At 51.3% G+C, this 24642-nt stretch carries 21 protein-coding genes; 18 read left to right on the top strand and 3 right to left on the bottom strand.

Features of this window, described 5'->3' with window-relative positions:
- Positions 1-209: 209 nt before the first annotated feature.
- Both GU926_RS15525 and GU926_RS15530 read right to left on the bottom strand, forming a co-directional pair.
- The gene (locus GU926_RS15525) at positions 210-1139 is read right to left on the bottom strand and encodes a Ppx/GppA phosphatase family protein (RefSeq protein ID WP_160693475.1); all 930 of its coding nucleotides are present in this window, start codon (positions 1137-1139) and stop codon (positions 210-212) included.
- 556 nt (positions 1140-1695) lie between these two features.
- Complete coding sequence (locus tag GU926_RS15530; RefSeq protein WP_160693477.1) at positions 1696-2583, bottom strand: class I SAM-dependent methyltransferase; 888 nt, start codon at positions 2581-2583, stop codon at positions 1696-1698.
- 294 nt (positions 2584-2877) lie between these two features.
- Here GU926_RS15530 and dapF point away from each other — a divergent pair, with 294 nt between their 5' ends.
- The 13 genes from dapF (at position 2878) to GU926_RS15595 (ending at position 20396) form a co-directional block, all read left to right on the top strand.
- Complete coding sequence (dapF, locus tag GU926_RS15535; protein WP_160693479.1) at positions 2878-3651, top strand: diaminopimelate epimerase; 774 nt, start codon at positions 2878-2880, stop codon at positions 3649-3651.
- A 54-nt stretch (positions 3652-3705) separates the two neighbouring features.
- Positions 3706-4230: a GNAT family N-acetyltransferase gene (locus tag GU926_RS15540; RefSeq protein WP_160693481.1), complete on the top strand. Its 525-nt coding sequence runs from the start codon at positions 3706-3708 to the stop codon at positions 4228-4230.
- Between the two features lie 216 nt (positions 4231-4446).
- On the top strand, positions 4447-5748 hold the full coding sequence (locus tag GU926_RS15545) for a glycosyltransferase (RefSeq protein WP_160693483.1): 1302 nt from the start codon (positions 4447-4449) through the stop codon (positions 5746-5748).
- Between the two features lie 57 nt (positions 5749-5805).
- On the top strand, positions 5806-6996 hold the full coding sequence (glf, locus tag GU926_RS15550; protein WP_160693485.1) for a UDP-galactopyranose mutase: 1191 nt from the start codon (positions 5806-5808) through the stop codon (positions 6994-6996).
- Entirely contained in the window at positions 6989-9226 is a 2238-nt protein-coding gene (gene rfbD / locus GU926_RS15555; RefSeq protein ID WP_160693487.1) for a dTDP-4-dehydrorhamnose reductase, read from the top strand. The genes glf and rfbD overlap by 8 nt, the downstream gene beginning before the upstream one ends.
- A gap of 235 nt (positions 9227-9461) precedes the next feature.
- Positions 9462-12845: a preprotein translocase subunit SecA gene (gene secA, locus GU926_RS15560; RefSeq protein ID WP_160693489.1), complete on the top strand. Its 3384-nt coding sequence runs from the start codon at positions 9462-9464 to the stop codon at positions 12843-12845.
- Positions 12846-12858: 13 nt separating this feature from the next.
- The gene (gene deoC, locus GU926_RS15565) at positions 12859-13506 is read left to right on the top strand and encodes a deoxyribose-phosphate aldolase (protein ID WP_160693491.1); all 648 of its coding nucleotides are present in this window, start codon (positions 12859-12861) and stop codon (positions 13504-13506) included.
- Positions 13507-13517: 11 nt separating this feature from the next.
- A complete protein-coding gene (locus GU926_RS15570; protein WP_232058356.1) occupies positions 13518-14057 on the top strand; it encodes a sporulation protein in 540 nt (179 codons plus the stop codon).
- 116 nt (positions 14058-14173) lie between these two features.
- Entirely contained in the window at positions 14174-15376 is a 1203-nt protein-coding gene (locus GU926_RS15575; RefSeq protein ID WP_160693493.1) for a M20 metallopeptidase family protein, read from the top strand.
- A 590-nt stretch (positions 15377-15966) separates the two neighbouring features.
- Entirely contained in the window at positions 15967-16401 is a 435-nt protein-coding gene (locus tag GU926_RS15580; protein ID WP_198001427.1) for an Hsp20/alpha crystallin family protein, read from the top strand.
- Positions 16402-16583: 182 nt separating this feature from the next.
- Positions 16584-18077: a Do family serine endopeptidase gene (locus GU926_RS15585; RefSeq protein WP_160693495.1), complete on the top strand. Its 1494-nt coding sequence runs from the start codon at positions 16584-16586 to the stop codon at positions 18075-18077.
- A gap of 137 nt (positions 18078-18214) precedes the next feature.
- Positions 18215-19765, top strand: coding sequence for an L-piperidine-6-carboxylate dehydrogenase (gene amaB / locus GU926_RS15590; protein WP_160693497.1), 1551 nt, complete (start codon positions 18215-18217; stop codon positions 19763-19765).
- Between the two features lie 130 nt (positions 19766-19895).
- The gene (locus GU926_RS15595) at positions 19896-20396 is read left to right on the top strand and encodes a DUF4442 domain-containing protein (protein ID WP_232058357.1); all 501 of its coding nucleotides are present in this window, start codon (positions 19896-19898) and stop codon (positions 20394-20396) included.
- Here GU926_RS15595 and GU926_RS15600 read toward each other — a convergent pair.
- On the bottom strand, positions 20393-21343 hold the full coding sequence (locus GU926_RS15600; RefSeq protein ID WP_160693499.1) for an alpha/beta fold hydrolase: 951 nt from the start codon (positions 21341-21343) through the stop codon (positions 20393-20395). The two genes, GU926_RS15595 and GU926_RS15600, sit on opposite strands and share 4 nt — an antisense overlap.
- Positions 21344-21575: 232 nt before the next feature.
- On the opposite strand from GU926_RS15600, the gene GU926_RS15605 reads away from it, so the two are divergent.
- The 5 genes from GU926_RS15605 to GU926_RS15625 all read left to right on the top strand — a co-directional run bounded on the left by GU926_RS15605 (position 21576) and on the right by GU926_RS15625 (position 24637).
- Entirely contained in the window at positions 21576-22136 is a 561-nt protein-coding gene (locus GU926_RS15605; RefSeq protein WP_160693501.1) for an RNA polymerase sigma factor, read from the top strand.
- Positions 22137-22179: 43 nt separating this feature from the next.
- A complete protein-coding gene (locus GU926_RS15610; RefSeq protein ID WP_160693503.1) occupies positions 22180-22473 on the top strand; it encodes a hypothetical protein in 294 nt (97 codons plus the stop codon).
- Entirely contained in the window at positions 22452-22808 is a 357-nt protein-coding gene (locus tag GU926_RS15615; protein ID WP_160693504.1) for a hypothetical protein, read from the top strand. The genes GU926_RS15610 and GU926_RS15615 overlap by 22 nt, the downstream gene beginning before the upstream one ends.
- On the top strand, positions 22789-24099 hold the full coding sequence (locus GU926_RS15620) for a hypothetical protein (RefSeq protein WP_160693505.1): 1311 nt from the start codon (positions 22789-22791) through the stop codon (positions 24097-24099). The genes GU926_RS15615 and GU926_RS15620 overlap by 20 nt, the downstream gene beginning before the upstream one ends.
- A 112-nt stretch (positions 24100-24211) precedes the next feature.
- Positions 24212-24637, top strand: a complete 426-nt coding sequence (locus tag GU926_RS15625) for a RidA family protein (RefSeq protein ID WP_160693506.1) — start codon at positions 24212-24214, stop codon at positions 24635-24637.
- Positions 24638-24642 lie beyond the last annotated feature (5 nt).

A 24642-nucleotide genomic window follows, 5' to 3' on the forward strand; every position in this document is an offset into this window, starting at 1 on the left:
GGTTGATAATCCAGAATACAAGCAGGTAAATTGATAACGCAAGAAATCCTGTTACAAAGAGTCCAAGTGTATCATGCTGTCCATCTGATTTTAAAATTGCCCATATTATTAACGACCAGCAGGAGAGAATGCCAAATGTTTGTACTGCTAAGAAGGTTTTGCTAATATTTCTGAGCATTAGTATTCTTTCAATTACTACTTATTGTTCCCTACTTCAGCATCTCCGCCAGTAGACCTTCTTTGAGCGCATAGGAAGAAACCCGGATGCGCTCCATGTTATACTTCTCCAACACCCAGTCAATCATCACCGTGGCCACTACAATCATGTCCACGCGCATCTCCAGCATGCCCGGGATGGCGAGGCGTTCTGCGCGGTTCTTGGTAAGTAATTCTTTGTGCAGTACTTGAAAAGACTCCAAGGTCAGGTCACTCTCCGGAGAGGCATTTTCATCACGGGCGGGGAGGCCGCGTTTGGCTAAGTCCATATCAATAAGCGTGTCAAACGTGCCTGAGGAGCCAATCAACACGTCTGGTTGCCATTGCAGCACGGCCGCGGTAAGCTTTTGCAGTTGGTCGTGCAGGTAATGGCGTTCAGCTTTCACTTCGCCAGCTGACATAGGGTCATGGTGGAAAAACTTGTCCAGCAGGCGCTGGGCCCCAATCTCGAAACTTTTCTTCCAGAGAATGCCTTTGTCTGACCCAATGATGAACTCCACGCTTCCGCCGCCAATGTCCATGACCAGCACCGGGCTAGAGCCCATCTGAAGGGCTTCCTGTACGCCTTTGAAAATGAGTTCGGCTTCCCGGGCGCCCGAGATGACCTGTACCTCAATGCCCGTCTGCTCTCTTATGGCCTCTACCATTTCCATTCCGTTGCTAGCATTGCGGATGGCGCTGGTGGCGGTGGCTTTTATCTCCGTGATGCCATGCTCTTCAATGATTCGCTTGAAGTCTTTTAGCGTGGCCAACCCTCGCTCCCGGGCATCAGGCAGGATCTCTCCTTTGCTGATGCCGCCTTGGCCTAGTTTCACCGGCACTTTGGTTCTATATAAGAAGGTGCGCTCGCCAGAATCTGAAATTTCAGCAATGAGCAAGTGAAACGTATTGGTACCCAGGTCTATGAGAGCTAAACGACGCATCTGATTAAGTAAGAATTAATAATTAACAACTAGGAATTGGTGGTTCTAGAGGTTCTTTCACTGTTTTGACACCAATTGGGATAATACGAAAGAAGAACCGCTATGCCAGACACCTGTTTAAGTATTTTTTCAGCTTCTTCTATTTATCTGCTACAGAACAAAGAAAGTCGTTTTTGACCTATTTTCTGAAAAACAGACCAAAAACGACTTTTATCAATGGCTTTATAAATCTGCCTCTCACTGTTGTCATCCTGAAAGGATCTTGTGGGCAAGCTAGATTGGCCGTTGAGTAAGCGCATTTTATGCTACACATCAGATTCTCTTTTATAGAGAGACTAGGAACTGCATTATCTCCTACACATTCCATTTACCTCCCGGTATATCTGCTTGTGTAAACACCCCTCTTCAGAGCTACCGCTCGCTGCCTCAAACTCGCGTTTGGGCAATCCTCAAGGGGGGAATCTGCACCTATTCCAACATCTTTCTAGTCTACAACCAAGATCCTTTCAGGATGACAATAGAGAAAGGCTATTACTGAACTACCAACAGATCAACTCTATTTTTCAGAACTAAACCTAAAGAAGGTGCCCAGCGGTAATTTGCGCTGGCCTTGGTCTTGCAGGTAGAGTTCGCCTAGTTCTTCATTCTTTACGGTCTTCCCGAACGAGGCTCTAATCAGGTTGTCCAGAATCAAGGCAGAGAAGCCCAGAGAGTACAAGTTAATCACGAAGAAGTTGTTCTCAGGGTCCAGCAGTTCTGAGCAAAGCTTGATGAGCTCATTGAGTTGCTCCTCCAGAAGCCATTTCTCTCCGTCAGGGCCGCGGCCGTAAGCAGGAGGGTCCAGGATGATGCCCTGGTATTTGTTGCCACGCTTCACTTCGCGGCGGGCGTATTTCATGGCGTCTTCTACAATCCAGCGGATGTTGTCCAGTTTGCTGGCTTCCATGTTCTCGCGGGCCCAGAAGTTGACCTGCTTCACAGAATCCAGGTGCGTGACATCGGCGCCGCCGGCGTTGGCGGCCAGAGAGGCGCCGCCGGTGTAGGCGAACATGTTGAGGACCTTCGGTTTGCCGGGAAGGGCGCGGGTGCGGTCAAAGATGAACTGCCAGTTGGGGTCCTGCTCCGGAAACAAGCCCACGTGCTTAAAGGAGGAAAGTCCTAATCGGAATCTCAGTTTTAAGTCATGGTAGCGGTAGTTGATGAACCACTGCTCGGCCATGCCTTTCTTCAAAGACCACTGGCCTTTTTCCTGATTGCCTTTCTCGCGCTTGAACGTGGCTTGGGCCAGACGCGTCCACTCGCTATCGGGCAGGTGCTTGTCCCAGGCGGCCTGCGGTTCTGGCCGCGCCAGAATGTAGTCACCAAATCGCTCCAGCTTCTCAAAGTTGCCGCAGTCAATCAGTTCGTAATCGGTCCAGGCGCTAGTGGTCAGGAAAGAATACATATCTTTGTCATTGTGGTGTAGCCTGCAAAGGTACGGGAAACAGGGAGCAGTTAACAGTTATCCGTAAACAATAAACAGGTTTCAATTGGCAGTTAATAGTTATCAGTAAGCAGTTGACTATGCTCACTTAATGATTAAAGAAATCTGAAGTTGTCGTTTTTGGCCTGATTCCCAGAAAGTAGGCCAAAAACGTATACAGGAATTGTAGTGGAGCAAACATCTCCAAATCGGCACATCTCCAAATTTTCAAATCAATTAGCACATCAGCACATTCAAAAATTAGCACCTTAACCAATGCAACTCACTTTCTATAAATACCAGGGCACCGGCAATGACTTTGTGGTGATAGACAACCTGAACGGGGCCGTTTCCTTGACGCATGAGCAGGTAGCGTTTCTGTGCGACCGTCGTAAAGGCGTGGGCGCCGATGGTCTGATGCTGTTGCAAAAACAGGAAGGCTATGACTTCGAGATGGTCTATTACAACGCAGACGGCAACCTGGGTTCTATGTGCGGCAACGGTGGAAGGTGTCTGGTGGCCTTCGCGCAGTTCATGGGCGTAATTGAGACGGAGGCTTATTTTATTGCCTCAGACGGGCCGCACCGTGCTACCGTGGAGCATGGCCTAGTGCATTTGCAGATGAAGGACGTGGACGGCATTGAAGACTTGGAAGACGCTTGTTTTATGAATACCGGTTCGCCGCACTATGTGAAGACCGTTGATAACTTGCAGGAACTGGACGTGTTCAATCAAGGGCGTGCCATCCGGTACTCAGATCGGTTTAAATCCGAGGGCACCAACGTTAACTTTGTGGAGCAGAAGGCAGACAACACCTTGTTTGTGCGCACCTATGAGCGCGGGGTGGAAGATGAGACTTTCTCTTGCGGTACCGGCGTGACGGCTTGCGCTTTGGCGGCTAGCAGGGAAGGTTTTACAAGCCCGGTGCACATTCAAGTATTGGGCGGCGAGTTGCAGGTAAGTTTTGAGCAGGATGGCCAGGGCTTTAAAAACGTGTTCCTGATCGGGCCGGCTGAACAGGTGTTCAAAGGCGAAATCGTGCTAAATTAGAATTCGTTTTTCGCCTTATTTCCAGAAAACAGCCCAAAAACAGCACCCTGCCTGATGCCGCTTCTCCAGACTGACCGTATTTACCTGCGCGCCCCCGAACCCTCAGACCTCGATTTTCTTTATTTGTTTGAGAATGACACTGCCCTGTGGCCGGTGAGTCTCTCGGTGGCGCCGTTCTCCAAAGACATGCTGCGGCAGTACCTGGACAATGCGCTCTCAGATATCTATGCCACGCGGCAGCTGCGGTTCATGGTGTGTCTGCAAGAATCAGGAAAGGTGATAGGCACCATAGATTTGTTTGACTTTGAGCCTCTGCACCAGCGGGCGGGCTTGGGGATTGCGCTGGTGGCAGAACACAGGGGCAGAGGTTACGGCCAAGAGGCGTTGGAATTGTTGGTGGACTACGCCCGGCAGACCCTGCAACTGCACCAATTGTATTGTTCTGTGGCGGTGTCCAACATGGGCAGCCGGCGGATGTTTGAACTGGCCGGGTTCACGCAAATAGGCATCAAAAGAGATTGGCTGAAGAAAAACAACGGCTGGGAGGATGTGGCTGAGTATCAAAAAGTACTGAAATAGTCTTGAGTAAACCCTGATGCGGTAAATACCCTATTTTAAAGACCAGACCCTAAATAGTACCTAAGTAAGAATAAAAATATAGTTATTCTTAGATATAATTAAATATCTAGAGGACACGTTTGTAGCCTTTTTGTGGATTGTGCGTAAGAGTAGGTAGTATTTAGAGAAACGGCAACGTTTCTCTTTGTTTTGATATACCTAGCTATACCGCATAATATGTTAGATTTAGATTCTGATTTCGTCCCTGGCGTAGGGAGCAGCTATGTTTCTTCTGAGCCAGAAGTAAGCACCTCAAGCACCGCTTATACCCCTGCCAAAGCATCCACCCCCAAGGTCATTGCTAAAAAGAGTGCTCCTTTTAACCTGGAGGCATATCTGCAGAGCGTACCGGCCATTGTGTGCCTCTCGCATTTGCGCTGGGACTTTGTGTACCAACGCCCGCAACACTTGCTTTCCAGATTCGCCAAACATACCCAGCTCTACTTTTTTGAAGAACCTTACTTTGAAGACAACGCAGAGCCAAGATTAGAGACACACCAACGCGAAGAAGGCAACGTCACCTTGGTCATTGCGCACCTTCCGCACGGTTTAACGCCAGAAGAGTCAGATGCCAAACAGATTGAACTGTTGAACGTTTTCTTCAAGGAGAATAATCTGGAGCAGTCCGTCTTCTGGTACTACACGCCCATGGCTCTGGAAATCACGCGTCATTTCAAACCCAGCCTCACCGTGTTTGACTGCATGGATGAGCTGTCTGCCTTCAAGTTTGCGCCGCCAAGATTACTTGAGTTAGAAGCTGAAATGCTGGAGAAAGCCGATGTGGTCTTTACTGGTGGCCAGAGCTTATACGAAGCCAAGAAAGACCGCCACCAGGAAGTGTATGCCTTCCCGAGCAGCATTGACAAGGCCCACTTTGCCACGGCTCGTCAAAACCACCAGGAGCCCGCAGACCAAGCCCATATCCCGCACCCGCGTATGGGCTTCTTTGGCGTGGTAGATGAGCGCTTTGACATTGAGTTGCTCAGAGACTTGTCTGCCAAGCGGCCAGAGTGGCAGTTTGTGATCATCGGGCCGGTGGTGAAAATTGACCCGGCGCATTTGCCGCAGGCCGAAAATATCCATTACTTAGGGGGCAAGTCGTACCAAGAACTGCCGTCGTACCTGAGTGGCTGGGATGTGGCCATGCTGTTGTTCGCGCAGAATGAGTCTACCAAGTTCATTAGTCCTACCAAAACACCAGAATATCTGGCCGCGGGCAGACCGGTGGTGTCCACGCCCATCAGAGACGTGGTGCGCCCCTATGGTGATCTTGACCTAGTGCACATTGCCGATGGTGCTGCTGCCTTTGAGGCTGCCGTTGAGAAAGCCTTGGTGCAGAGAGAAGACCAGGACTGGATGCGCCGCACAGATGACTACCTGGCTGGCATCTCTTGGGACAAAACCTGGCAGAACATGGTGCGCCTCATGCACAACGTTACCAAAGAAAAGCAAGAGAAAAAACTAAGAGCCGGCGTCTAACCGTTTTTGGGCTCTTTTTCAGAAAATAAGTTAAAAACGAGATTAACAGACACATATATGTTTGATTACCTGATTGTGGGTGCTGGTTTTGCCGGCAGTGTATTGGCAGAGAGATTGGCTTCTTATTCTAATAAAAAAGTGTTGGTGATAGACAAGCGCCCCCATATTGGCGGAAATGCCTATGACCATTACAATGAAGACGGCATTCTGGTACACAAGTACGGCCCCCATATCTTCCATACCAACTCCAAGGAAGTGTTTGAATACCTGGGCCAGTTCACTGAGTGGCGCTCGTATGAGCACCGCGTGTTGGCCAGCGTAGACGGTCAGCAGGTGCCCATGCCCATCAACCTGGACACCATCAACCAACTTTATGGCTTAAACCTGACCTCCTTTGAGCTGGACAAGTTCTTTGAGTCCGTGGCAGAGAAGGTAGACGTAGTGCGCACCTCTGAGGATGTGGTGGTGAGCAAGGTGGGCCGTGAGCTGTATGAGAAGTTCTTCAAGCACTACACGCGCAAGCAGTGGGGCATGGACCCGTCTGAACTGGACAAGTCGGTGACCTCGCGCGTACCCACCCGCACCAACCGGGACGACCGTTACTTCACAGACACTTACCAGGCCATGCCTTTGCACGGATTCACCAAGATGTTTGAGAAGATGATGGACCATCCAAACATCAAAATCATGCTCAACACAGACTACCATGAGATCATCGACTTCATTCCTTATAAGGAGATGATTTTCACGGGCCCCGTGGATGAGTACTTTGACTTTAAGTTTGGCAAGCTGCCGTACCGGTCCCTGGAGTTCAAGCATGAGACGCTGAACAAAGAAGTGTTTCAGCCAGTAGCAGTGGTGAATTATCCAAATGACCATTTGTACACGCGCATCACGGAATTTAAATACCTGACCGGTCAGCAGCACCAGAAGACCAGCGTGGTGTATGAGTTTCCGCGCGCAGAGGGAGACCCGTACTACCCAGTGCCTAGACCAGAAAACGCCGAGCTGTACAACCAATACAAGAAGCTAGCCGAGGCTACGCCCAACGTTCATTTCGTGGGCCGTCTGGCTACCTACAAGTACTACAACATGGACCAGGTAGTGGCCCAGGCCTTGACTCTGCACAAAAAACTGATGGGAAACCCAAAGGAGGAGCTGCCTGAACTGGGCGGCGTCTCTGGCATTCCGCAGGAAGTGCGTCAGGCCCTTAACGGAAGTTCCACCAAACTGAGCACGAATGGGTAACCTTGAGCTTTGGGGCGGCATTGAGTGTACAGTCAACCGGGTAGGGGAGCAGTACTTTGATCAGCTGGCACAGAGCGGGCATGCCCATAGACTGTCAGACCTGGAGGTGGTGGCAGACTTGGGCATCAAAAAGCTACGGTACCCGGTGCTTTGGGAGCACGTTGCCCCAGAACATCCAGAAAACCAGAATTGGGAATGGGCCACAGAGCGGTTGAACAAACTGCGTGACCTTTCCATAGATCCTATTGTGGGCCTGCTACATCACGGTAGTGGCCCGCAATATACCAACTTGCTAGACCCAGACTTCCCAGAGAAGTTTGCGACCTATGCCAAATCCGTGGCCAGACAGTTTCCCTGGGTCACACACTACACGCCCATCAATGAACCTTTGACCACGGCCAGGTTTAGCGCCTTGTATGGTCTTTGGTATCCGCATGCGCAGGACGATGCCTCGTTTGTAAAAGCACTCTATAACCAGATCAAAGGCACACAACTGGCCATGCAAGCCATCCGGGAAATCACTCCTGAAGCCAAATTAGTGCAGACCGATGACCTGGGCTACATCCACGCTACCCCCACTCTGCAATATCAGGCAGATTTTGAGAACTATCGTCGGTGGCTGTCCTGGGACCTGCTGGCCGGAAAAGTAAATCCGCAACATCCCTTGTGGGACTATTTAACCGGCTCGCAACTGTCCACTGAAGCCTTGCTGGATTTAGTAAACAATCCCTGCCCGGCAGACATCATAGGCGTTAATTACTATGTCACCAGTGAGCGCTATTTAGACGAGCATCTGATACAGTACCCCGTGCACACGCATGGCAGCAACGACCAGCACCGCTACGCTGATGTAGAAGCCGTACGGGTGGCCAGTGTGACCCCGGTAGGCTTACAGCAATTGTTGACGGATGCCTGCGACCGCTACAACGTGCCGGTGGTGGTGACCGAAGCGCATCTGGGCTGTTCCAGAGAAGAGCAGATGCGGTGGTTGCATGAGGTCTGGGATTCTGGGCTTTTTCTCCGGAAACAGGGCAAAAACGTACTGGCCGTCACTGCATGGTCGCTGCTGGGGGCTTATGACTGGAACACCTTGCTCACCCAGAACAACGGGCATTACGAGTGCGGCGTGTTTGATGTGCGCAGCGGTACCCCCAGAGCCACGGCAGCGGCGCATCTGTTAAAGAAACTCGCCGCTGGCCAAGACGCCCACCATATTGCCCGCCTGCCCGGCTGGTGGAAAAGATCCAACAGAGCCTTGTATCCAGAACCGCAGGAGGCTACTGAATGCTTCGGCCTTCCGGTGGATTTGGAAGAACTAAGCCATACGCCGCTCTTAATCACGGGCGCCACCGGAACCTTAGGAAGAGCCTTTGCCAGAATCTGTGAAGACCGTGGCTTGCCCTACGTGCTGCTCACCCGGCAGGACATGGACATTGCGGATTCAGCCTCGGTGGAGAAAGCCTTGACCAAATACAAGCCGTGGGCTCTGGTCAATACCGCCGGCTACGTGCGCGTAGATGACGCGGAGAATGATTCCATGGCCTGCTACCGCGAGAATACCCAGGGGCCCGTTTGCCTGGCCAGACACTGCCAAGCACGCAACATCGCATTTGTCACGTTTTCGTCAGACTTGGTTTTCAACGGAGAAAAGGCAGAACCCTATACCGAAACCGATCAGCCCAACCCTGTGAATGTCTATGGCAGAAGCAAGCTGCTGGCCGAAGTACAAGTGCTGGCGGCCATGCCAGGGGCCCTGGTGATTAGAACCAGCGCGTTCTTTGGGCCTTGGGATGAGCATAATTTTGTGTTTCATGCCTTGCGGGCGTTTGCGCACCGCGAGCCGTTTACTGCGGTAGAAGACGCTAAAATCACACCTACCTACGTACCCGACTTGGTGAGCGCTACCTTAGACCTGCTCCTGGACCAGGCGCACGGCATCTGGCACGTGGCCAACCAAGGCACATACACCTGGGCAGAGTTGGCCGATCTGGCTGCCAAGGTGGCTGGTTTAGAGGCGGCTCCTCATTTGCAGCCAGTGCCCCAGAAAGATGTTAACCTGCCCGCGCCGCGTCCTGCCTGTACGGCCCTAGCCTCTGAGAAGGGAATACACCTGCCATCTGTAGAAGACGCCCTGCGCCGGTTTTTATGGCAGAGCGAAGTTTGTTTCAGGCCGCCGGTTGCCGCGTTGGAAGACCAGGACCCTTCCTTTGAAATGGCCGCGCAAGCCTAGCCCGCCTCTCTTGTGGGATGAACCGTTTTTGGCCTGTTTCTCGCAAAACAGGCCAAAAACGGTTTTCTTTTTAGGCCTCTCCCCAGAATTGTAAACTTTTTTTTAATTTTTCTGCCATCCCGTCAGGTGTTAGGCACTCTTACTCAACTGGTATTGTTTTGGCTTAGTAGCAGATTGTCGGAAAATCCGCTTATTTTTGAAATCGAATCTAGTACATCCTTTTAATTAGCTCTATATGTTTGATTTTTTTGGGAAGACAGTCGCCAAACTTTTCGGCACTAAGTCAGAACGGGACATCAAAGAAGTAATGCCGTACGTGGCTCTTATCAACCAAGAGTTCGCAAAATTGGCTTCCCTTTCTGACGACGAACTGCGCCAGCGTACCCAACAGGTACAGGCTACCATTGCCGAGCGTCTGAAACCCATTGATGATAAAATAGCGGCCCTGCACCAGCGCATTGAAAATGAGCCAGACCTGGACATCGCCCAGAAGGAAGGCATCTTTGTGCAGATTGACGAGCTGGAGAAAGACCGCAACAAAGAACTGGAAGTGGTGCTCATGGAAGTGCTTCCGCAGGGCTTTGCCATTGTCAAAGAAACTGCCCGCCGCTACAAAGAAAACGGCCAGCTGACCGTGACCGCCACTGACTTTGATCGTGAGATTGCCACCCGCAAACCCAACGTGCAGATTCAGGGAGACCAAGCCGTTTGGGCCAACAAATGGAACGCCGCCGGTACTGAGGTAACCTGGGACATGGTGCACTATGACGTACAGCTGATTGGTGGTATTGTCTTGCACCAGGGTAAAATTGCCGAGATGGCCACGGGTGAGGGTAAGACCTTGGTAGCAACCCTGCCATCGTTCCTGAACGCGCTAGCCAAGCGCGGCGTGCACGTGGTGACGGTGAACGATTACTTGGCCAAGCGTGACTCTGAGTGGATGGCGCCCTTGTTTGAGTTCCACGGCATCACCATTGACTGTATTGACAAGCACCAGCCCAATACAGATGCTCGTCGCAAAGCCTATTTAGCAGACATTACCTACGGTACCAACAACGAGTTCGGGTTTGACTACCTGCGCGACAACATGGCCCGCGAAGTGGATGAACTGGTACAGCGCAAGCACCACTACGCCATGGTGGATGAGGTTGACTCCGTTTTAATTGACGATGCCCGTACGCCTCTCATTATCTCTGGCCCGGTTCCACGTGGTGATGAGCACGAATTCTATATCCTAAAGCCACGCGTGGCCTCTCTGGTAGAAGCCCAGCGTAAACTAGTGGGTAATTTCCTGGTAGAAGCCAAGCGCTTAATTAAAGAAGGAAACGAGAAAGAAGGCGGACTAGCTTTGTTCAGAGCGTTCAGAGGTTTGCCTAAAAACAAGCCATTGATTAAGTTCTTAGGTGAGACTGGGGTACGCCAATTGTTGTTAAAGACAGAGGCGTTCTACCTGCAAGACCACTCGCGCCAGATGCCAGAGGCAGACGCGCCTTTGTACTTCACCATTGACGAGAAGCACAACCAGATTGAACTGACGGAGAAAGGCATTGACCTGATTACGGGCCAAGGCGAAGATCCGCAGCTGTTCATCTTGCCAGATATTGGAACCGAGATTGCCAATATTGAGAACCACAAAGAACTATCAGCGGATGAGAAACTGCACCAAAAAGAGAAACTGATCCAGGATTACCAGGAGAAGTCTTCACGGGTGCACTCCATCAACCAGTTGCTCAAAGCCTACACCTTGTTTGAGAAAGACACGGAGTACATCGTGACCGAAGACCACAAGGTGAAGATTGTAGATGAGCAGACAGGTCGTGTGATGGAAGGCCGTCGTTATTCAGACGGATTGCACCAAGCCATTGAAGCCAAGGAAAACGTGCGCGTAGAAGACGCCACGCAGACCTACGCCACGGTGACGCTTCAGAACTACTTCAGGATGTATCACAAGCTGGCCGGTATGACCGGTACAGCAGAGACAGAGGCCGGTGAGTTCTGGGAAATCTACAAACTGGACGTGGTGGTGATTCCTACCAACCGTGTAGCCCAGCGTAAGGATGAGCACGACAAGGTGTATAAAACCATCAGAGAGAAATACAACGCCGTAGCTGAAGAGATTCAGGAACTAAGCAAAGCTGGGCGTCCGGTGCTGGTGGGTACCACGTCCGTGGAAATCTCTGAACTGGTAAGCCGTATGCTGAAAATGCGTGGTATTGAGCATCAGGTTCTAAACGCGAAGCATCACCAACGTGAAGCGGAGATTGTAGCCATGGCTGGTAAGCCAGGAGCGGTGACCATTGCCACCAACATGGCGGGCCGTGGTACGGACATTAAGCTGGCCCCAGAATCTAAAGCCGCCGGCGGATTGGCCATTATTGGTACTGAGCGCCATGAGTCGCGCCGCGTAGACCGCCAGTTGCGTGGTCGTGCCGGTCGTCAGGGGGACCCGGGTTCTTCGCAGTTCTTCGTGTCTCTGGATGACAGCTTAATGCGTTTGTTCGGTTCTGACCGTATTGCCCGTTTAATGGACCGCATGGGTCTGGAGGAAGGCGAAGTGATTCAGCACTCCATGATTACCAACTCTATTGAGCGCGCTCAGAAGAAAGTAGAGGAAAACAACTTCGGGACGCGTAAGCGCCTCTTGGAGTATGATGACGTGATGAACGCCCAGCGCGAGGTAGTGTACAAGCGCCGTCGCAATGCCTTGTATGGCGAGCGTCTGGAGCTGGACATTTGGACCATGATTGATGACACGGCGGTTGACATTGTCAATACCTACAAAGTGACTGGCAACCATGAGGACTTCTTGTTGCACATCATTAGAGTGTACGGTTTCAATACCAGCATCACGGCGCAAGAACTATCTGCCCAGCCAGTAAATAACTTGATTGACCGCTTGTACAATGAGGCTCTGGATTTCTATCTGGGCAAGAACAAGCACATCATGGAGCAGTCGGCGCCTATCATGAAGGACATTTATGAGAACCGCGGCCCAATGATTGAAAACATTGCCGTTCCGTTCTCAGATGGTCGTAAGCAAATCACGGCGGTGGCTAACCTGGAGAAAGTGGTGAACAGCCATGGCAAGGAGCTCATCAAAACCGTGGAGAAAATCATCACGCTGGCGACCATTGACCAAGCCTGGACGCAACACCTGCGCCAGATGGATGATTTGAAGCAAAGTGTGCAGAACGCGGTGTATGAGCAGAAAGACCCACTCTTGATTTACAAGTTTGAGTCGTTTGAGTTGTTCAAGCGCATGATTGCTAAGGTAAACGAAGAGACCATTTCTTTCTTGTTCAAGGCAGACTTGCCGCAGCAACAGGAGCAGGCACCACCGGTACAGGAAGCCCGCCAAACGCAGGCGCCAAGACCGCCAAGGTTGCAGGAGCAGAAAGAAGAAGTGCATTCTACCTTAGAAGAGCAACGCGCTCCGTCCATGCCGAACATGCCAGAGGCGCCCGTGCAAAAGCAGGCTCCTATCAGAGTAGAAAAGCATGCCGGCCGTAATGACCGCGTAAGCGTGCAGTACGCAGACGGACGGGTGATGAAAGACGTGAAGTACAAGAACGTAGAAAACGACTTGCTCAACAACCGTTGCATCTTAATTGAAGACTAATTTGGATAACCTCATGGAGCAGAGCCTGGCGCCGTATATTGACCATACGGTGCTCAGGCCTGACACTACCCAGCAGATGGTGGCCCAGTTGTGCCAAGAGGCCGCTGCCCATCAGTTTGCCGCCGTGTGCGTGCCGCCGTGCTTTGTGCGCCAGGCCGTAGATGCTTTGCAGGACACCGGCGTGCAGATTGCTACGGTTATCGGGTTCCCGTTGGGATATCAATTGGCTAAAGTGAAGTTCTTTGAGGCGCACCAGGCCCTCACCGAAGGCGCCACCGAGATTGACGTAGTCATGAACATTGCCGCCTTCAAATCTGGGCTATTGGATGACGTTACCGCCGAACTGCATGAACTGAGCACGCTGTGCCACTTCAAGAATGCAGTCTTGAAAGTGATTATTGAAACCGCGCTCCTCAGCCCGGAAGAAATTATCCAGATTTGCGCCATTTGCGTGCAGGCCGAGGTGGATTACGTGAAAACCTCTACCGGTTTTGCGGCCAGAGGGGCCAGCGTAGAAGACATTCAATTAATGCGCGCTAACCTTCCAGAACACATTAAAATCAAAGCTTCCGGCGGAATCAAAACCAAGGAAGCGGCACTTGCGTTGGTGAAGGCAGGGGCAGACCGGATTGGAACATCCTCCGGCGTCTCTCTGCTATGACTTGGACACAGATGACAACTAGAGCATTTTTATGGGTGGCTGTAGCCGTATTAACCGGTTGCGCCGCCAGTAGCAGCGCGTCCGCGAACGGGGACGGTACCGCCACTTCTTCCTCTAAAAGCAAAAACGAAGGCGGTGTGGCCACCGCGGTCGATGTAGGCAAGTATAGAACGGTATTTCCGGCGGCCTCTGCCAGCAGTACGCCAAGCACTGCGGCTGCCGTTACGCCTACCAAAGACCTGCGTGAACAAGTAGAGGTGCTCATGGACAGCGTGGCCCTGATGAACAAGAACATCAAATACGCCAATGGTTACCGCATCCTGGCCTTCACGGGCAATGAGCGCAAGGCGGCCATGGACTTGCGCAACAGCATCATCCAGCGCCTGCCGGCAGAGAAAGACTACCTCACCTACAAGCAACCCACGTATCAGTTAAAGGTTGGGGATTTTATGAGCAGGGTAGAGGCGCAACTGGCTTTGTCTAAGATAAAAGATTTGATTCCCAACGCCTTGATTGTGCCCGAGACCATTAACATTCCTAAGAACTTCTAAAGGAAAAAAGCACGAGACACGCACTGCCGTTTTTGACCTACTTTCCAGAAAAGAGGCCAAAAACGGCAGTCTCATTTTATAGCCTTAACTTTGCGCCAGATTTTATCACCTGTCCTATGCAAGACCTTAAAGACCAGATTCGGTCGCTAGCCCAGCAATACGCACAAGACACCGTAGCCACCCGGCAACACCTGCACCAGCACCCAGAGCTTTCTTTCCAGGAGCATGAAACGTCTGCCTACGTGTTTGCAAAACTACAGAATATGGGCCTGGAGCCCCAGCGCATGACCGAGACGGGGATCGTAGTGCTCATCAAAGGCCAGAACCCAGAGAAAGCCACCACCGCCCTGCGCGCCGATCTAGATGCCTTGCCTATTCTGGAGCAAAACGAAGTGGCCTACAAATCTACAAATGAAGGCGTGATGCACGCCTGCGGCCATGACGTGCATACCTCGTCACTACTCACCACGGCGCGTATTTTAAGCGAATTGCGCGACCAGTTTGAAGGAACGGTCAAGTTGATATTCCAGCCCGGCGAGGAGAAGTTTCCGGGGGGAGCGTCTTTGATGATCAAAGAAGGGGTCTTGCAGAATCCCGCGCCGCAGAGCATTATGGGGCAACACGTGTTCACGCCGCTGGAGGTGGGCAAAGTAGGCTTCAGGAGTGGTATGTACATGGCCAGCGCAGATGAGATTTACATCACGGTCAAGGGCAAAGGAGGCCACGGCGGTCTGCCCGAGCAACTGGTGGATCCGGTCATGATTTCAGCGCATTTGCTGGTAGCCTTGCAACAGATTGTGAGCAGAAGAGCCAATCCTAAGACACCATCGGTGCTGTCGTTTGGGAAGGTTATTGCCAACGGGGCTACCAACGTCATTCCCAATGAAGTATATATTGAAGGCACGTTCAGAACCATGGACGAAGTTTGGCGCGCCGAGGCCAAGCAACACATGAAGAAACTGGCCGAAGGACTGGTGGAAAGCATGGGCGGCACCTGTGACATCAACATCATGGATGGCTATCCTTTCCTGAAGAACGAGCCCCAACTCACCGCCCGCGCCAAAGCCTCGGCCCAAGAGTATTTAGGCGAAGAGAATGTGATTGACCTGGATATGTACATGACTGCCGAAGATTTCGCGTACTACTCCCAAACCACAGACGCCTGCTTTTACCGATTGGGCACTCGCAACGAAGTCCAAGGCATCACCTCGCCGGTCCACACGCCTACCTTTAACATTGATGAGTCTGCCTTGGAGATTGGTAGTGGCTTAATGGCATATCTGGCTATCCAGGAATTGAAAGCTTTGGCTTTAAACTAGAAACTGACTATTTTTTTAATTATCGCAAGAGCCGTTTTTGGCCTGTTTCTCAGAAAATAGGCCAAAAACGGCTCTCTTTTTTATACCCTGCCTGACTAAAAGCTTAACTACTCTTTCTCTCTCTTTCGTTGTCATCCTGAAAGGATCTTGTGAGCGAGCAAGCCAAGCCCTAGCCATGCAACAATAGGCTATCTCCAAAATAGCTTCACCTATTTTCTCTTTTAGCAAAGGTCATTACAGCTTGCCCACAAGATCCTTTCAGGATGACAGGAGTAGAGGAAAGGAGTAAATGAGGAGGAAGAGTAAGGCGCGCTTAGTCATTTCTTAACCGAAATATTTTTCATAAGGCATGGAAAGAGACTCTACTTACAGATAGGCTAAATGCACTTTCGTTTTTGGGCTGCTTTCAAGAAATCAGGTCAAAAATGATTCAAAGTTGCCTTGATTCAGACATTGTGTCATATTTAGAATTCTCTTATTCTTTAAATACGGACGTATTGACTTGTTTTTAGCTTAATTTTCAATTGGTACAGATTTTACTGATAAGAAAGTATCAACTGAAAAATCAACTTAAAAACGAGAATAAGACAATGACAGTGGTTAAATATCATCCGTTGTACCAAGACAGAATGCCGCAGACATTCAGCAGTTTGTTAGATAATTTTTTCAATGAGGCAGTCACTTCCCGAAAGGCCGTGGGATTCACGCCGCAGGTAGACCTGTGGGAAACCAAGGAAGCCTATGCCGTAGAGGTGGCTTTGCCTGGTCTGAAGAAAGAAGACATCCATGTAGAGTTTCAGGAAGGCGTCTTGACGGTGAGCGGCGAGCGGAAGCAAAGAGAAGAGAGCCAGGAGCAGAAGTACCGCCGGGTAGAAAGCAATTACGGTAAATTCAGCCGGTCTTTCCAACTGCCAGAGCAGGTAGACGGTGCTGCCATCAACGCCCAGTTTGAGAACGGCGTGCTGCATATATCACTGCTCAAGGTAGAAGTGAAGGTAGTGAAGCACCAGATCTCTGTGAAGTAAGCAGACGAGAAGCATACCCCAGACAGGCGCCTAACCAGCGCCTTTTTGGCTTCATATTTGCATTGAAAAAGATACTTGTTTTGCTATTTTAGCGTTTAAGACGTAAAAGAAAGAAGACGTATCTGCGGACGCGCAAAACAATCTATAAACCTGAGTATTAACAGATATAGCTAACCTATTGTATGAAAACAAAACAATTAATGCTAGGGCTCATGCTCTCTGCCATGATGGGCGGCGGCGTGGCCATTGGAGGCTATAAACTGCTGGAAGACGATCAACCCACTGCGGGACAGCAGTTGCCTAACACCAACGTACGGTACACCAGTGCCATGCGGGACGGCAAAGTAGTAGTGCCGGAAGGCCTCAATTTTCAAACCGCTGCTGAGCTGGTGACCCCGGCGGTGGTGCACGTGACCACGGAGTATAAAATGCAGACCCGCCAGATGCCAAGCGACATGCACCCGTTCTTCCGGGATTTCTTTGGCGATGAAGGCATGGAAGGCTACCAGCGACAGCAAGGTCCGGCCATGGGTTCTGGTTCTGGAGTCATCATTGCCTCTAACGGCTACATTGTCACCAACAACCACGTCATTGACAAGGCAGACAAGATTGAAGTGATTCTGGACGACAAACGCAAGTTTGAAGCCACCTTGGTAGGCACAGACCCCAACACCGACATCGCTTTGTTGAAAATCAACTCTGATAACCTGCCGGCCTTGCGCTACGCCAACTCAGACAACGTGAAAGTGGGCGAGTGGGTATTGGCCGTGGGCAACCCGTTCAACCTCAACTCTACTGTGACGGCGGGTATCATCAGTGCCAAAGGTCGTAACGTGGGTATTCTGCAGGGTGCCGGCAATTACAGCGTAGAGTCTTTCTTACAGACAGACGCCGCCGTGAACCCGGGCAACAGTGGGGGTGCTTTGGTGAACCTGAATGGAGACTTGATTGGCATCAACACCGCCATTGCGTCGCAGACGGGTACCTTCTCTGGTTATTCCTTTGCCGTGCCATCTGCTATTGTAAGCAAAGTGGTGGATGACTTGCTGAAGTTCGGGGAGGTACAGCGTGCCTTGCTGGGCGTGCAGATGCAGGAGATTGACGCCAAACTGGCCGCCGATAAGAAATTGAAAGACCTGAACGGTGTGTTTGTGGCTGGTTTCTCTGAGAGCAGCGCCGCCAAATCTGCCGGTATTGAAGAAGGTGACGTGATCACTGAGATCAACGGCGTGAAGGTGAACACCGGGGCCCAGTTGCAGGAACAGGTAACGCGCTACCGTCCGGGTGACAAGATCAAGGTTGGCTACAGCCGCGGCGGAAACACCAAGACCGTGAACGTGACTTTGCGCAATGCCAACGGCAACACCGAGATTGTGAAGCGTGATCCTAACTCGCCTAAATCTATGACCATTGACGGGGCCAAGTTTGAGGCCGCCAGCAAGAAAGACCTCAACAGCCTGGACATTACCGGCGGGGTTAGAATCTCGGGTGTAGAGAAAAGCGCCTTCGCTGATTCTGGCATCAAGGACGGTTTCATCATCACCCAGATTGACAAGAAACCTACCAGCGCGCCAGAAGACGTGAACGAAATCTTGAAGAGCACCCGTCGGGGCGGTCTCTTGATTGAAGGCGTTTACCCAGACGGTAGACGCGCCTACTACGCCATTGGCCGCTAGTTTTAGGCTGATTTCCAGAAAACAAGCCAAAAACGGCTGAACATGAAAAGCTCCTGCATGCTTGCAGGAGCTTTTTTGTTTCTTTAGGTTTGTAGAGTGCCTTGGGCACAGACCATTCATTCTTTAAATTTTATACCATGACTCAAATCATAGATATACCCGCCTTGCTTTCTGATTTAGGCATTCAGGAAACCAACCCAGCCTATAGCACCGGCCTTGCTTGGGGTGGTGAGAAGAACCAGGAGACGCGTACCATTTCTTCGCCTACAGACGGAAGCCAGATTGCTTCTGTGCGCATGGCCACCGCTGAGGATTATGACCATGTGGTCACCACTGCCCAAAAAGCGTTTATGGAATGGCGCACCTGGCCATCTCCCAAGCGCGGCGAAGTAGTGCGTCAGATTGGTCAGAAGCTACGCGACAACAAAGACGCGCTAGGCAAACTGGTGAGCTATGAGATGGGCAAGATCCTACAAGAAGGCTTAGGCGAAGTGCAGGAGATGATTGACATCTGCGATTTTGCCGTTGGCTTGTCTAGACAGTTGCACGGCTACACCATGCATTCAGAGCGTCCTACGCACCGCATGTATGAGCAGTACCATCCCTTGGGCGTAGTGGGCGTGATTTCGGCGTTTAACTTCCCGGTGGCGGTTTGGAGTTGGAACGCCATGCTGGCTGCCATCTGTGGTGACACCGTGGTTTGGAAGCCATCTGAGAAAACGCCTTTGACGGCGGTAGCCTGTCAGTACATCATCAAAGAAGTGTTAGAAGAAAATAACGTGCCCGAAGGTGTGTTCAACATCATCATAGGTGATGCCAGCATTGGTAGCCAGATGGCGCATGACGGACGCGTGCCCTTGGTGTCTGCCACCGGTTCTACCCGTATGGGCAAGAAAGTGGGCGAGGCTGTGGGTGCCCGTTTAGGTAAGTCTCTATTAGAATTAGGCGGAAACAACGCCATCATCCTTACGGAGAACGCCGACCTAGACATGGCCATGCGTGCCGTGGTATTTGGCGCCGTAGGAACCGCCGGTCAGCGTTGTACCTCTACCCGTCGCTTGATTATCCATGACAGCATTTATGACTCGGTGAAAGACCGTTTGCTGAACGCATACGCCAAGTTGCCAATCGGGAATCCATTGAAAGACACCAACCTGGTAGGACCGCTTATTGATAAGCATGCAGTGGAGGCGTTTTTGAATGCGCTAGAAGCTGTTAAGCAAGAAGGCGGTAAAGTATTAATTGGTGGTACTGTTTTGGAAGGCGAAGAATATGCCACCGGTACGTACGTGACCCCGGCCATTGTAGAAGCTGAGAATAGCTATCACACGGTACAGGAAGAAACCTTCGCGCCAATCTTGTACCTAATCAAATACAGCGGCTCTGTGGACAATGCTATTGACGTGCAGAACGGCGTACGCCAAGGTCTGTCTTCTTCTATCTTCTCTTCTAATTTATTAGAGACTGAAGTCTTCTTAAGCCACTGGGGTTCTGACTGCGGCATTGCCAACGTGAACATAGGAACGTCTGGTGCTGAGATTGGCGGTGCCTTCGGCGGGGAGAAAGAAACCGGCGGAGGACGTGAGTCAGGGTCAGATGCCTGGAGAGTGTACATGCGCCGCCAGACCAACACCATCAACTTTGGTAGAGAGTTGCCGTTGGCGCAAGGCATCAAGTTTGATATTTAGTCAGGCGTTTTTGGGCTAATTCCCAGAAAACAAGCCAAAAACAGAAAGGCCACTCTGCGTGCAGGGTGGCCTTTCTGTTTGAAAGCGGCAAAAGGATTTGTACCTTTTCAGGACTTCAACTATTTAAAACATGGCAGAGCAAGCGCACCATCTTGAATTCCAGAGACAGATTACCAACCCGGCTAAGCTCAAGCTTTTCATGCTCAAGAGCCTGCCCATGGCGTATCTGGCGGGTTGTAGAATTCAAAAGCTCACAGAGCAAGAAGCCCAGGTTTCGCTTAAGTACGGCTACCTCACCAAGAATCCGTTCAAGTCCATTTACTTTGCGTGTTTGGCCATGGCTGCTGAGATGTCCTCGGGTGTGCTGTCCATGATGTACCTGTACAAAGCCAATCCAAGCGTGTCTATGCTAGTGGTAAACATGGAGGCCGAGTTCTCTAAGAAAGCCATGGGCACCATCACCTTCACCTGCGCCGACGGCGATGCCATTGCTGCCGCTGTCAAAGAAACCCAAACCACCGGTCAAGGAAGCAGTCTCCAAACCTTAAGCATCGGCCATGATGAGCAGGGCGATGAAGTGGCCCGCTTCAGAATCACGTGGTCCTACAAAGCCAGAACCGCCAGGGTTTAAATCTTACGACTGGTCTTCTTTAAGAACTCCTTCACTGCTTTCTGGAACTGGGCGTTCTGCTCCAGGTAAATCACATGACCGCCGGGCATGGAGGCAACTGTCTGGTTCGGGAATTTGAAGCTCTTGTAATGGTCTGGCCCGATGGAGAAATCCTGTTCGCCAGATATCACCAATACTGGCATCTTCAAGTGCCTGGTCACTTCCGTGAAATCCTGAAAATACTCTGGTGAGTTAGCCCACACCTGCCCAAACGCATAATTAGGTGGTCGCTTGGCATCTTCTTCATTCATTTTTTGCAAGCCCTCAGGGGTGGTGTACATGAGCTGGTGGTAGGCATTCTTCTCATTCAACGCTTGGATGATAGCCATGAACCGGTCTATGTAAGGGCGCTTTTCATCTACAAAAGGCGCTGGGTCTGCGGGTTTCAGAATCTTCAGGCCCTTCTGTATTTGCACCTTCGCAGAATATTCCAGATGAAGCGTAGCGTTGAGTAGAATCATCCGGGAGATGGTCTTAGGGAAGTAGTAAGCGTACTCGGTGGCCAAAATTCCCCCGAAGGAATGGGCTAGCACCGTCCAGGTTGGGTAGCCCAGTTGCTGACGTACTTCGTCAAAATCCTGGGTCATGCGCTGTAGAGAATAGTTGCCATTAGGGGCTTTGCCAGAACGGCCGCTTCCGCGCTGGTCCACATAAATCATCTGCACAGAATCCTCCAAGGTGTTCAGGCCTAATACCTCAAACGAATGACTCCAAGCCCCGGGACCGCCGTGAATGAACACACAGGGGCGGCCCTTGCCAGAAACCTTTACATACAATTCAGTCCCGTCACTCATGGTCAGCCTGGTTTCACGGGCCGGGCTGGTGGCCTGCGCTGCGGCTGTGATTGGGCTTAGTGCCAAACAATAAATACATAAGGCGTTGAGAATGAAGGCGTAGATTGTTTTCATGAGGTGCTGGTATTTGCCGCGAAATAAGTGAAAATTCAGGGCAAATTAAAGCAGGGAAAAAATCAGAGATATTTTAGAACATCCGTGCAACTGTTGGCTATTGCCTGAGTCTTTAGGTCAGAAGTAAGTAGGAACATAGGATGGGTAGGCAGTTGAGCAATGACGCATGAGGGTTGTTCTAGGGACTGCAAATGGAGTAAGCATAAGATGAGGCCTTAACACCAATTTCAATTTGGAGACGCTGGAATACACAGACGTAAACGCGCACATAGTGACCCGCTGCAAAGCCGGCGACCGCAAGGCGCAATATGAGCTCTACAAGCTCTACAGCAAAGCCATGTTCAACGTGAGCATGCGCATCACCAACGACTACACAGAGGCCGAGGATGTCTTGCAGGAGTCGTTTCTGAGCGCGTTCAAGGAGTTGGGCACCTTTAAGGGAGATTCAACCTTTGGCAGTTGGCTCAAGCGCATTGTCATCAACAAGTCCATTACCAAGGTGCGCAGCCGGCGCCTGCAGGTAGTGCCCATGGAAGATTATATGGAGGTGGCAGACGAGGGACCAGAGTTAGACGAGGAAGAGATGCAGTACAAGGTGGAGAGCATTCGGCGCGCCATCCAGAAACTGCCAGACGGCTACCGGGTGGTGCTGTCTCTGTACCTGCTGGAAGGCTACGATCACGGCGAGATCGCTGACATCCTGAGCATAAGTGAAGCTACCTCCAAGTCACAATACAGCCGGGCCCGCAAGAAACTGCTGGGCCTGATGGAAGAAGAGGCGTTTTTAGCCTGATTTCTCCAAAACACAACAAAAACGAATTTACCGCTTAACCGCCATGAAAGATAGATTAGAAGATTTCGTAAAAGCCCACCGCGACGAGTTTGACTCCTTCGCGCCACGCCCAGACTTGTGGCAGGAGATTGCCGGAGAGCTGGAACCCGGGCAGACCACCCTGCACGTGGAACCCTCCGATACCAGCAAAGAAGCCACCATCCTGTCTATGAACTGGAACGTAGCCTGGCGTTATGCCGCCGCTGTGGCCATGCTGGTGTCTGTGTTCATAACGGCCTGGTATTACGGGGCCACCTCGGGGGGCAAGGGCAACAAATGGCCGCAAACCAATCCGTGAGACAACCGGCTTCGCTGGAAAAGATTGCCCCGGAATTAAAGCAGATTGAGACCCAGTTTGTGGGCATCATTGAGCAGAAGGAGTCTCAGTTGCAGGAATATGACTTGAAAGGACTGGGCTTAGAGAAGGAATGGGAGCAGGAAGCCAAAGCCCTGGACGCCTCCTACAACCAGTTAAAGCAGGAATTGTACACCACCCCCAACAAGGCCGAATTGATCCAGGCCATGAGTGACAACCTTAAAATGCGCATTGCCATCTTAAACCGCCAGCTGGCGATTTTGGAAAACATACAGACCGTAAAACAACAAAGTACTGATGAAACCACTACACTTTAATAAGGCCCTCCTTACGCTGGCCGCCAGCTTTGCCCTGACCGCCGCCACGCGAGCACAAGAAATGCCTGCGCCTGCCGCCGCGCCGTGCCCCCAGATAATCAACCTGGATAAAACGCATCTGTCTGCAGAAGTGACTGCCAGCGTAAAAGAAGCCTTGCAGCTAGCCTCCAGAGAAACCAGGAATGCCCTGCAGCTGGTAAAAGCAGGCCAGGCGCTAGAGTTTCTGGAGAACCTGGAGCCCAACGTGATCATTGTCAACGGACCCGACGACGAAGAACAGCCGCAGCCCAACGCCTATGACTTCACCAAGTCCAAGAAGTTCAGCAAGACCTTCAAGGTGAGCTCCGCTGACAAGCTGGCCATAGAAAACCAGTTTGGCAAGGTAGACGTGCAGACCTGGTCCCGCAATGAGATTTCTGTGGAGGTGAACATCACTACCAGAGCCAGCACAGACGGCAAAGCCCAGGAGATTTTGGACAAGATCAACATCCAGGCCACCGAAGGCGCCAACCAAGTATCTGTGGTGACCGTGCGGGAGCCCATGCACATCCAGACGGCCAGCGGCAAAAGCTTTGAAGTAAACTACCTGATTAAAATGCCGAAAAGCAATCCGGTGTCCATCTCTAACAAGTTTGGGGATGTGGTGTTGCCAGACCTGGACGGCACCAGCGAGGTAAGCGTGAAGTACGGCAATATCAACGCGGGTCGGCTTAACAGCAAGAATAACAGAGTGTCTCTGGAGTACGGCAAAGAACTGTCAACGGTAGAGTACATGCGCGGCGGAAACCTGAACGTGAAATACTCGGCCTTCAAACTAGGTTCTTCAGAATCTTTGATGACTACCACCGCCTACAGCAGCATTGCCATTGACAACATAGACGCCCTGGCCGTGGAAAGCCGTTATGACCGAGCCTTTAAAGTGGGCAATGTGAACCAGCTGTCGGGTAGGGGAGCGTACACCACCTTCACCATTACCAACCTGAAAGAATCGGCGGGTATGGACATGAAGTATTGCTCCAAGTTTGAGATTACCAACATCGCCTCGGGCTTCAAGAAGATTGACGTGACCGGCGGGTACACCACCATCAGCCTGAACTTCGCAGACAAGACCGCCTTCAACTTTGACGTGAACACCTCTTACGGCAACCTAAAGGTAGACCAGGACCTGGTAGACTACAGCTTCAAAGAAGTGCGCAACACCTCGGCCACCTACAAAGGCAAGTTTGGCAAGGCCTCGCCGAAAGGCTTAGTGAATGTGACGTCTAAATATGGGTCGGTGCAGTTTAATTGATAAGAAATCTGTCCCAGACGCGTTCTCAAAAGCGAGCCCCCACGGCTCGCTTTTTTGTTATCCAGGCGTTTTTAGGTTATTTTACCCAAAACAGGCCAAAAACGGATGTGCTATGACTACTTCCTCTTCAGACCCTATTCATTCTAACAGCGCCCCAGAACCAGTGGGCCTGTACCCGCACGCCCGGCGCGTGGGCAATCTGTTGTTTCTCTCTGGGGTGGGGCCCCGGCAGAAGGGGCAGAAGCAGATTCCGGGCGTCATGTTAGACTCCCATGGCCAGATAGCCGACTATGACATTGCCGTGCAGTGCCGGGCCGTGTTCCAGAACGTGCGCACCATCTTGGAAGAGGCCGGTTCCTCCTGGGACAACTTGGTAGACGTGACCGTCTTCCTGACCAACATGAAAGAAGATTTCCAGACTTATAATCGCGTGTACGCAGAATATTTCAAGGACAATCAGCCCTGCCGCACCACCGTTGAGGTGAACGCCCTGCCCACGCCCATTGCCATAGAGCTCAAATGCATTGCCACTATTTAATGAGT

This window comes from Nibribacter ruber (assembly GCF_009913235.1).
Lineage (GTDB): Bacteria > Bacteroidota > Bacteroidia > Cytophagales > Hymenobacteraceae > Nibribacter > Nibribacter ruber.

Coding starts and splice junctions, on each gene's coding strand:
- GU926_RS15575 (WP_160693493.1), top strand. CDS start 14,174: ATGCAAGACCTTAAAGACCAGATTCGGTCGCTAGCCCAGCAATACGCA.
- GU926_RS15600 (WP_160693499.1), bottom strand. CDS start 21,343: ATGAAAACAATCTACGCCTTCATTCTCAACGCCTTATGTATTTATTGT.
- GU926_RS15580 (WP_198001427.1), top strand. CDS start 15,967: ATGACAGTGGTTAAATATCATCCGTTGTACCAAGACAGAATGCCGCAG.
- GU926_RS15625 (WP_160693506.1), top strand. CDS start 24,212: ATGACTACTTCCTCTTCAGACCCTATTCATTCTAACAGCGCCCCAGAA.
- GU926_RS15620 (WP_160693505.1), top strand. CDS start 22,789: ATGAAACCACTACACTTTAATAAGGCCCTCCTTACGCTGGCCGCCAGC.
- GU926_RS15610 (WP_160693503.1), top strand. CDS start 22,180: ATGAAAGATAGATTAGAAGATTTCGTAAAAGCCCACCGCGACGAGTTT.
- amaB (WP_160693497.1), top strand. CDS start 18,215: ATGACTCAAATCATAGATATACCCGCCTTGCTTTCTGATTTAGGCATT.
- GU926_RS15545 (WP_160693483.1), top strand. CDS start 4,447: ATGTTAGATTTAGATTCTGATTTCGTCCCTGGCGTAGGGAGCAGCTAT.
- secA (WP_160693489.1), top strand. CDS start 9,462: ATGTTTGATTTTTTTGGGAAGACAGTCGCCAAACTTTTCGGCACTAAG.
- glf (WP_160693485.1), top strand. CDS start 5,806: ATGTTTGATTACCTGATTGTGGGTGCTGGTTTTGCCGGCAGTGTATTG.
- deoC (WP_160693491.1), top strand. CDS start 12,859: ATGGAGCAGAGCCTGGCGCCGTATATTGACCATACGGTGCTCAGGCCT.
- dapF (WP_160693479.1), top strand. CDS start 2,878: ATGCAACTCACTTTCTATAAATACCAGGGCACCGGCAATGACTTTGTG.
- GU926_RS15595 (WP_232058357.1), top strand. CDS start 19,896: ATGGCAGAGCAAGCGCACCATCTTGAATTCCAGAGACAGATTACCAAC.
- GU926_RS15530 (WP_160693477.1), bottom strand. CDS start 2,583: ATGTATTCTTTCCTGACCACTAGCGCCTGGACCGATTACGAACTGATT.
- GU926_RS15585 (WP_160693495.1), top strand. CDS start 16,584: ATGAAAACAAAACAATTAATGCTAGGGCTCATGCTCTCTGCCATGATG.
- rfbD (WP_160693487.1), top strand. CDS start 6,989: ATGGGTAACCTTGAGCTTTGGGGCGGCATTGAGTGTACAGTCAACCGG.
- GU926_RS15570 (WP_232058356.1), top strand. CDS start 13,518: ATGACAACTAGAGCATTTTTATGGGTGGCTGTAGCCGTATTAACCGGT.
- GU926_RS15615 (WP_160693504.1), top strand. CDS start 22,452: ATGGCCGCAAACCAATCCGTGAGACAACCGGCTTCGCTGGAAAAGATT.
- GU926_RS15525 (WP_160693475.1), bottom strand. CDS start 1,139: ATGCGTCGTTTAGCTCTCATAGACCTGGGTACCAATACGTTTCACTTG.
- GU926_RS15540 (WP_160693481.1), top strand. CDS start 3,706: ATGCCGCTTCTCCAGACTGACCGTATTTACCTGCGCGCCCCCGAACCC.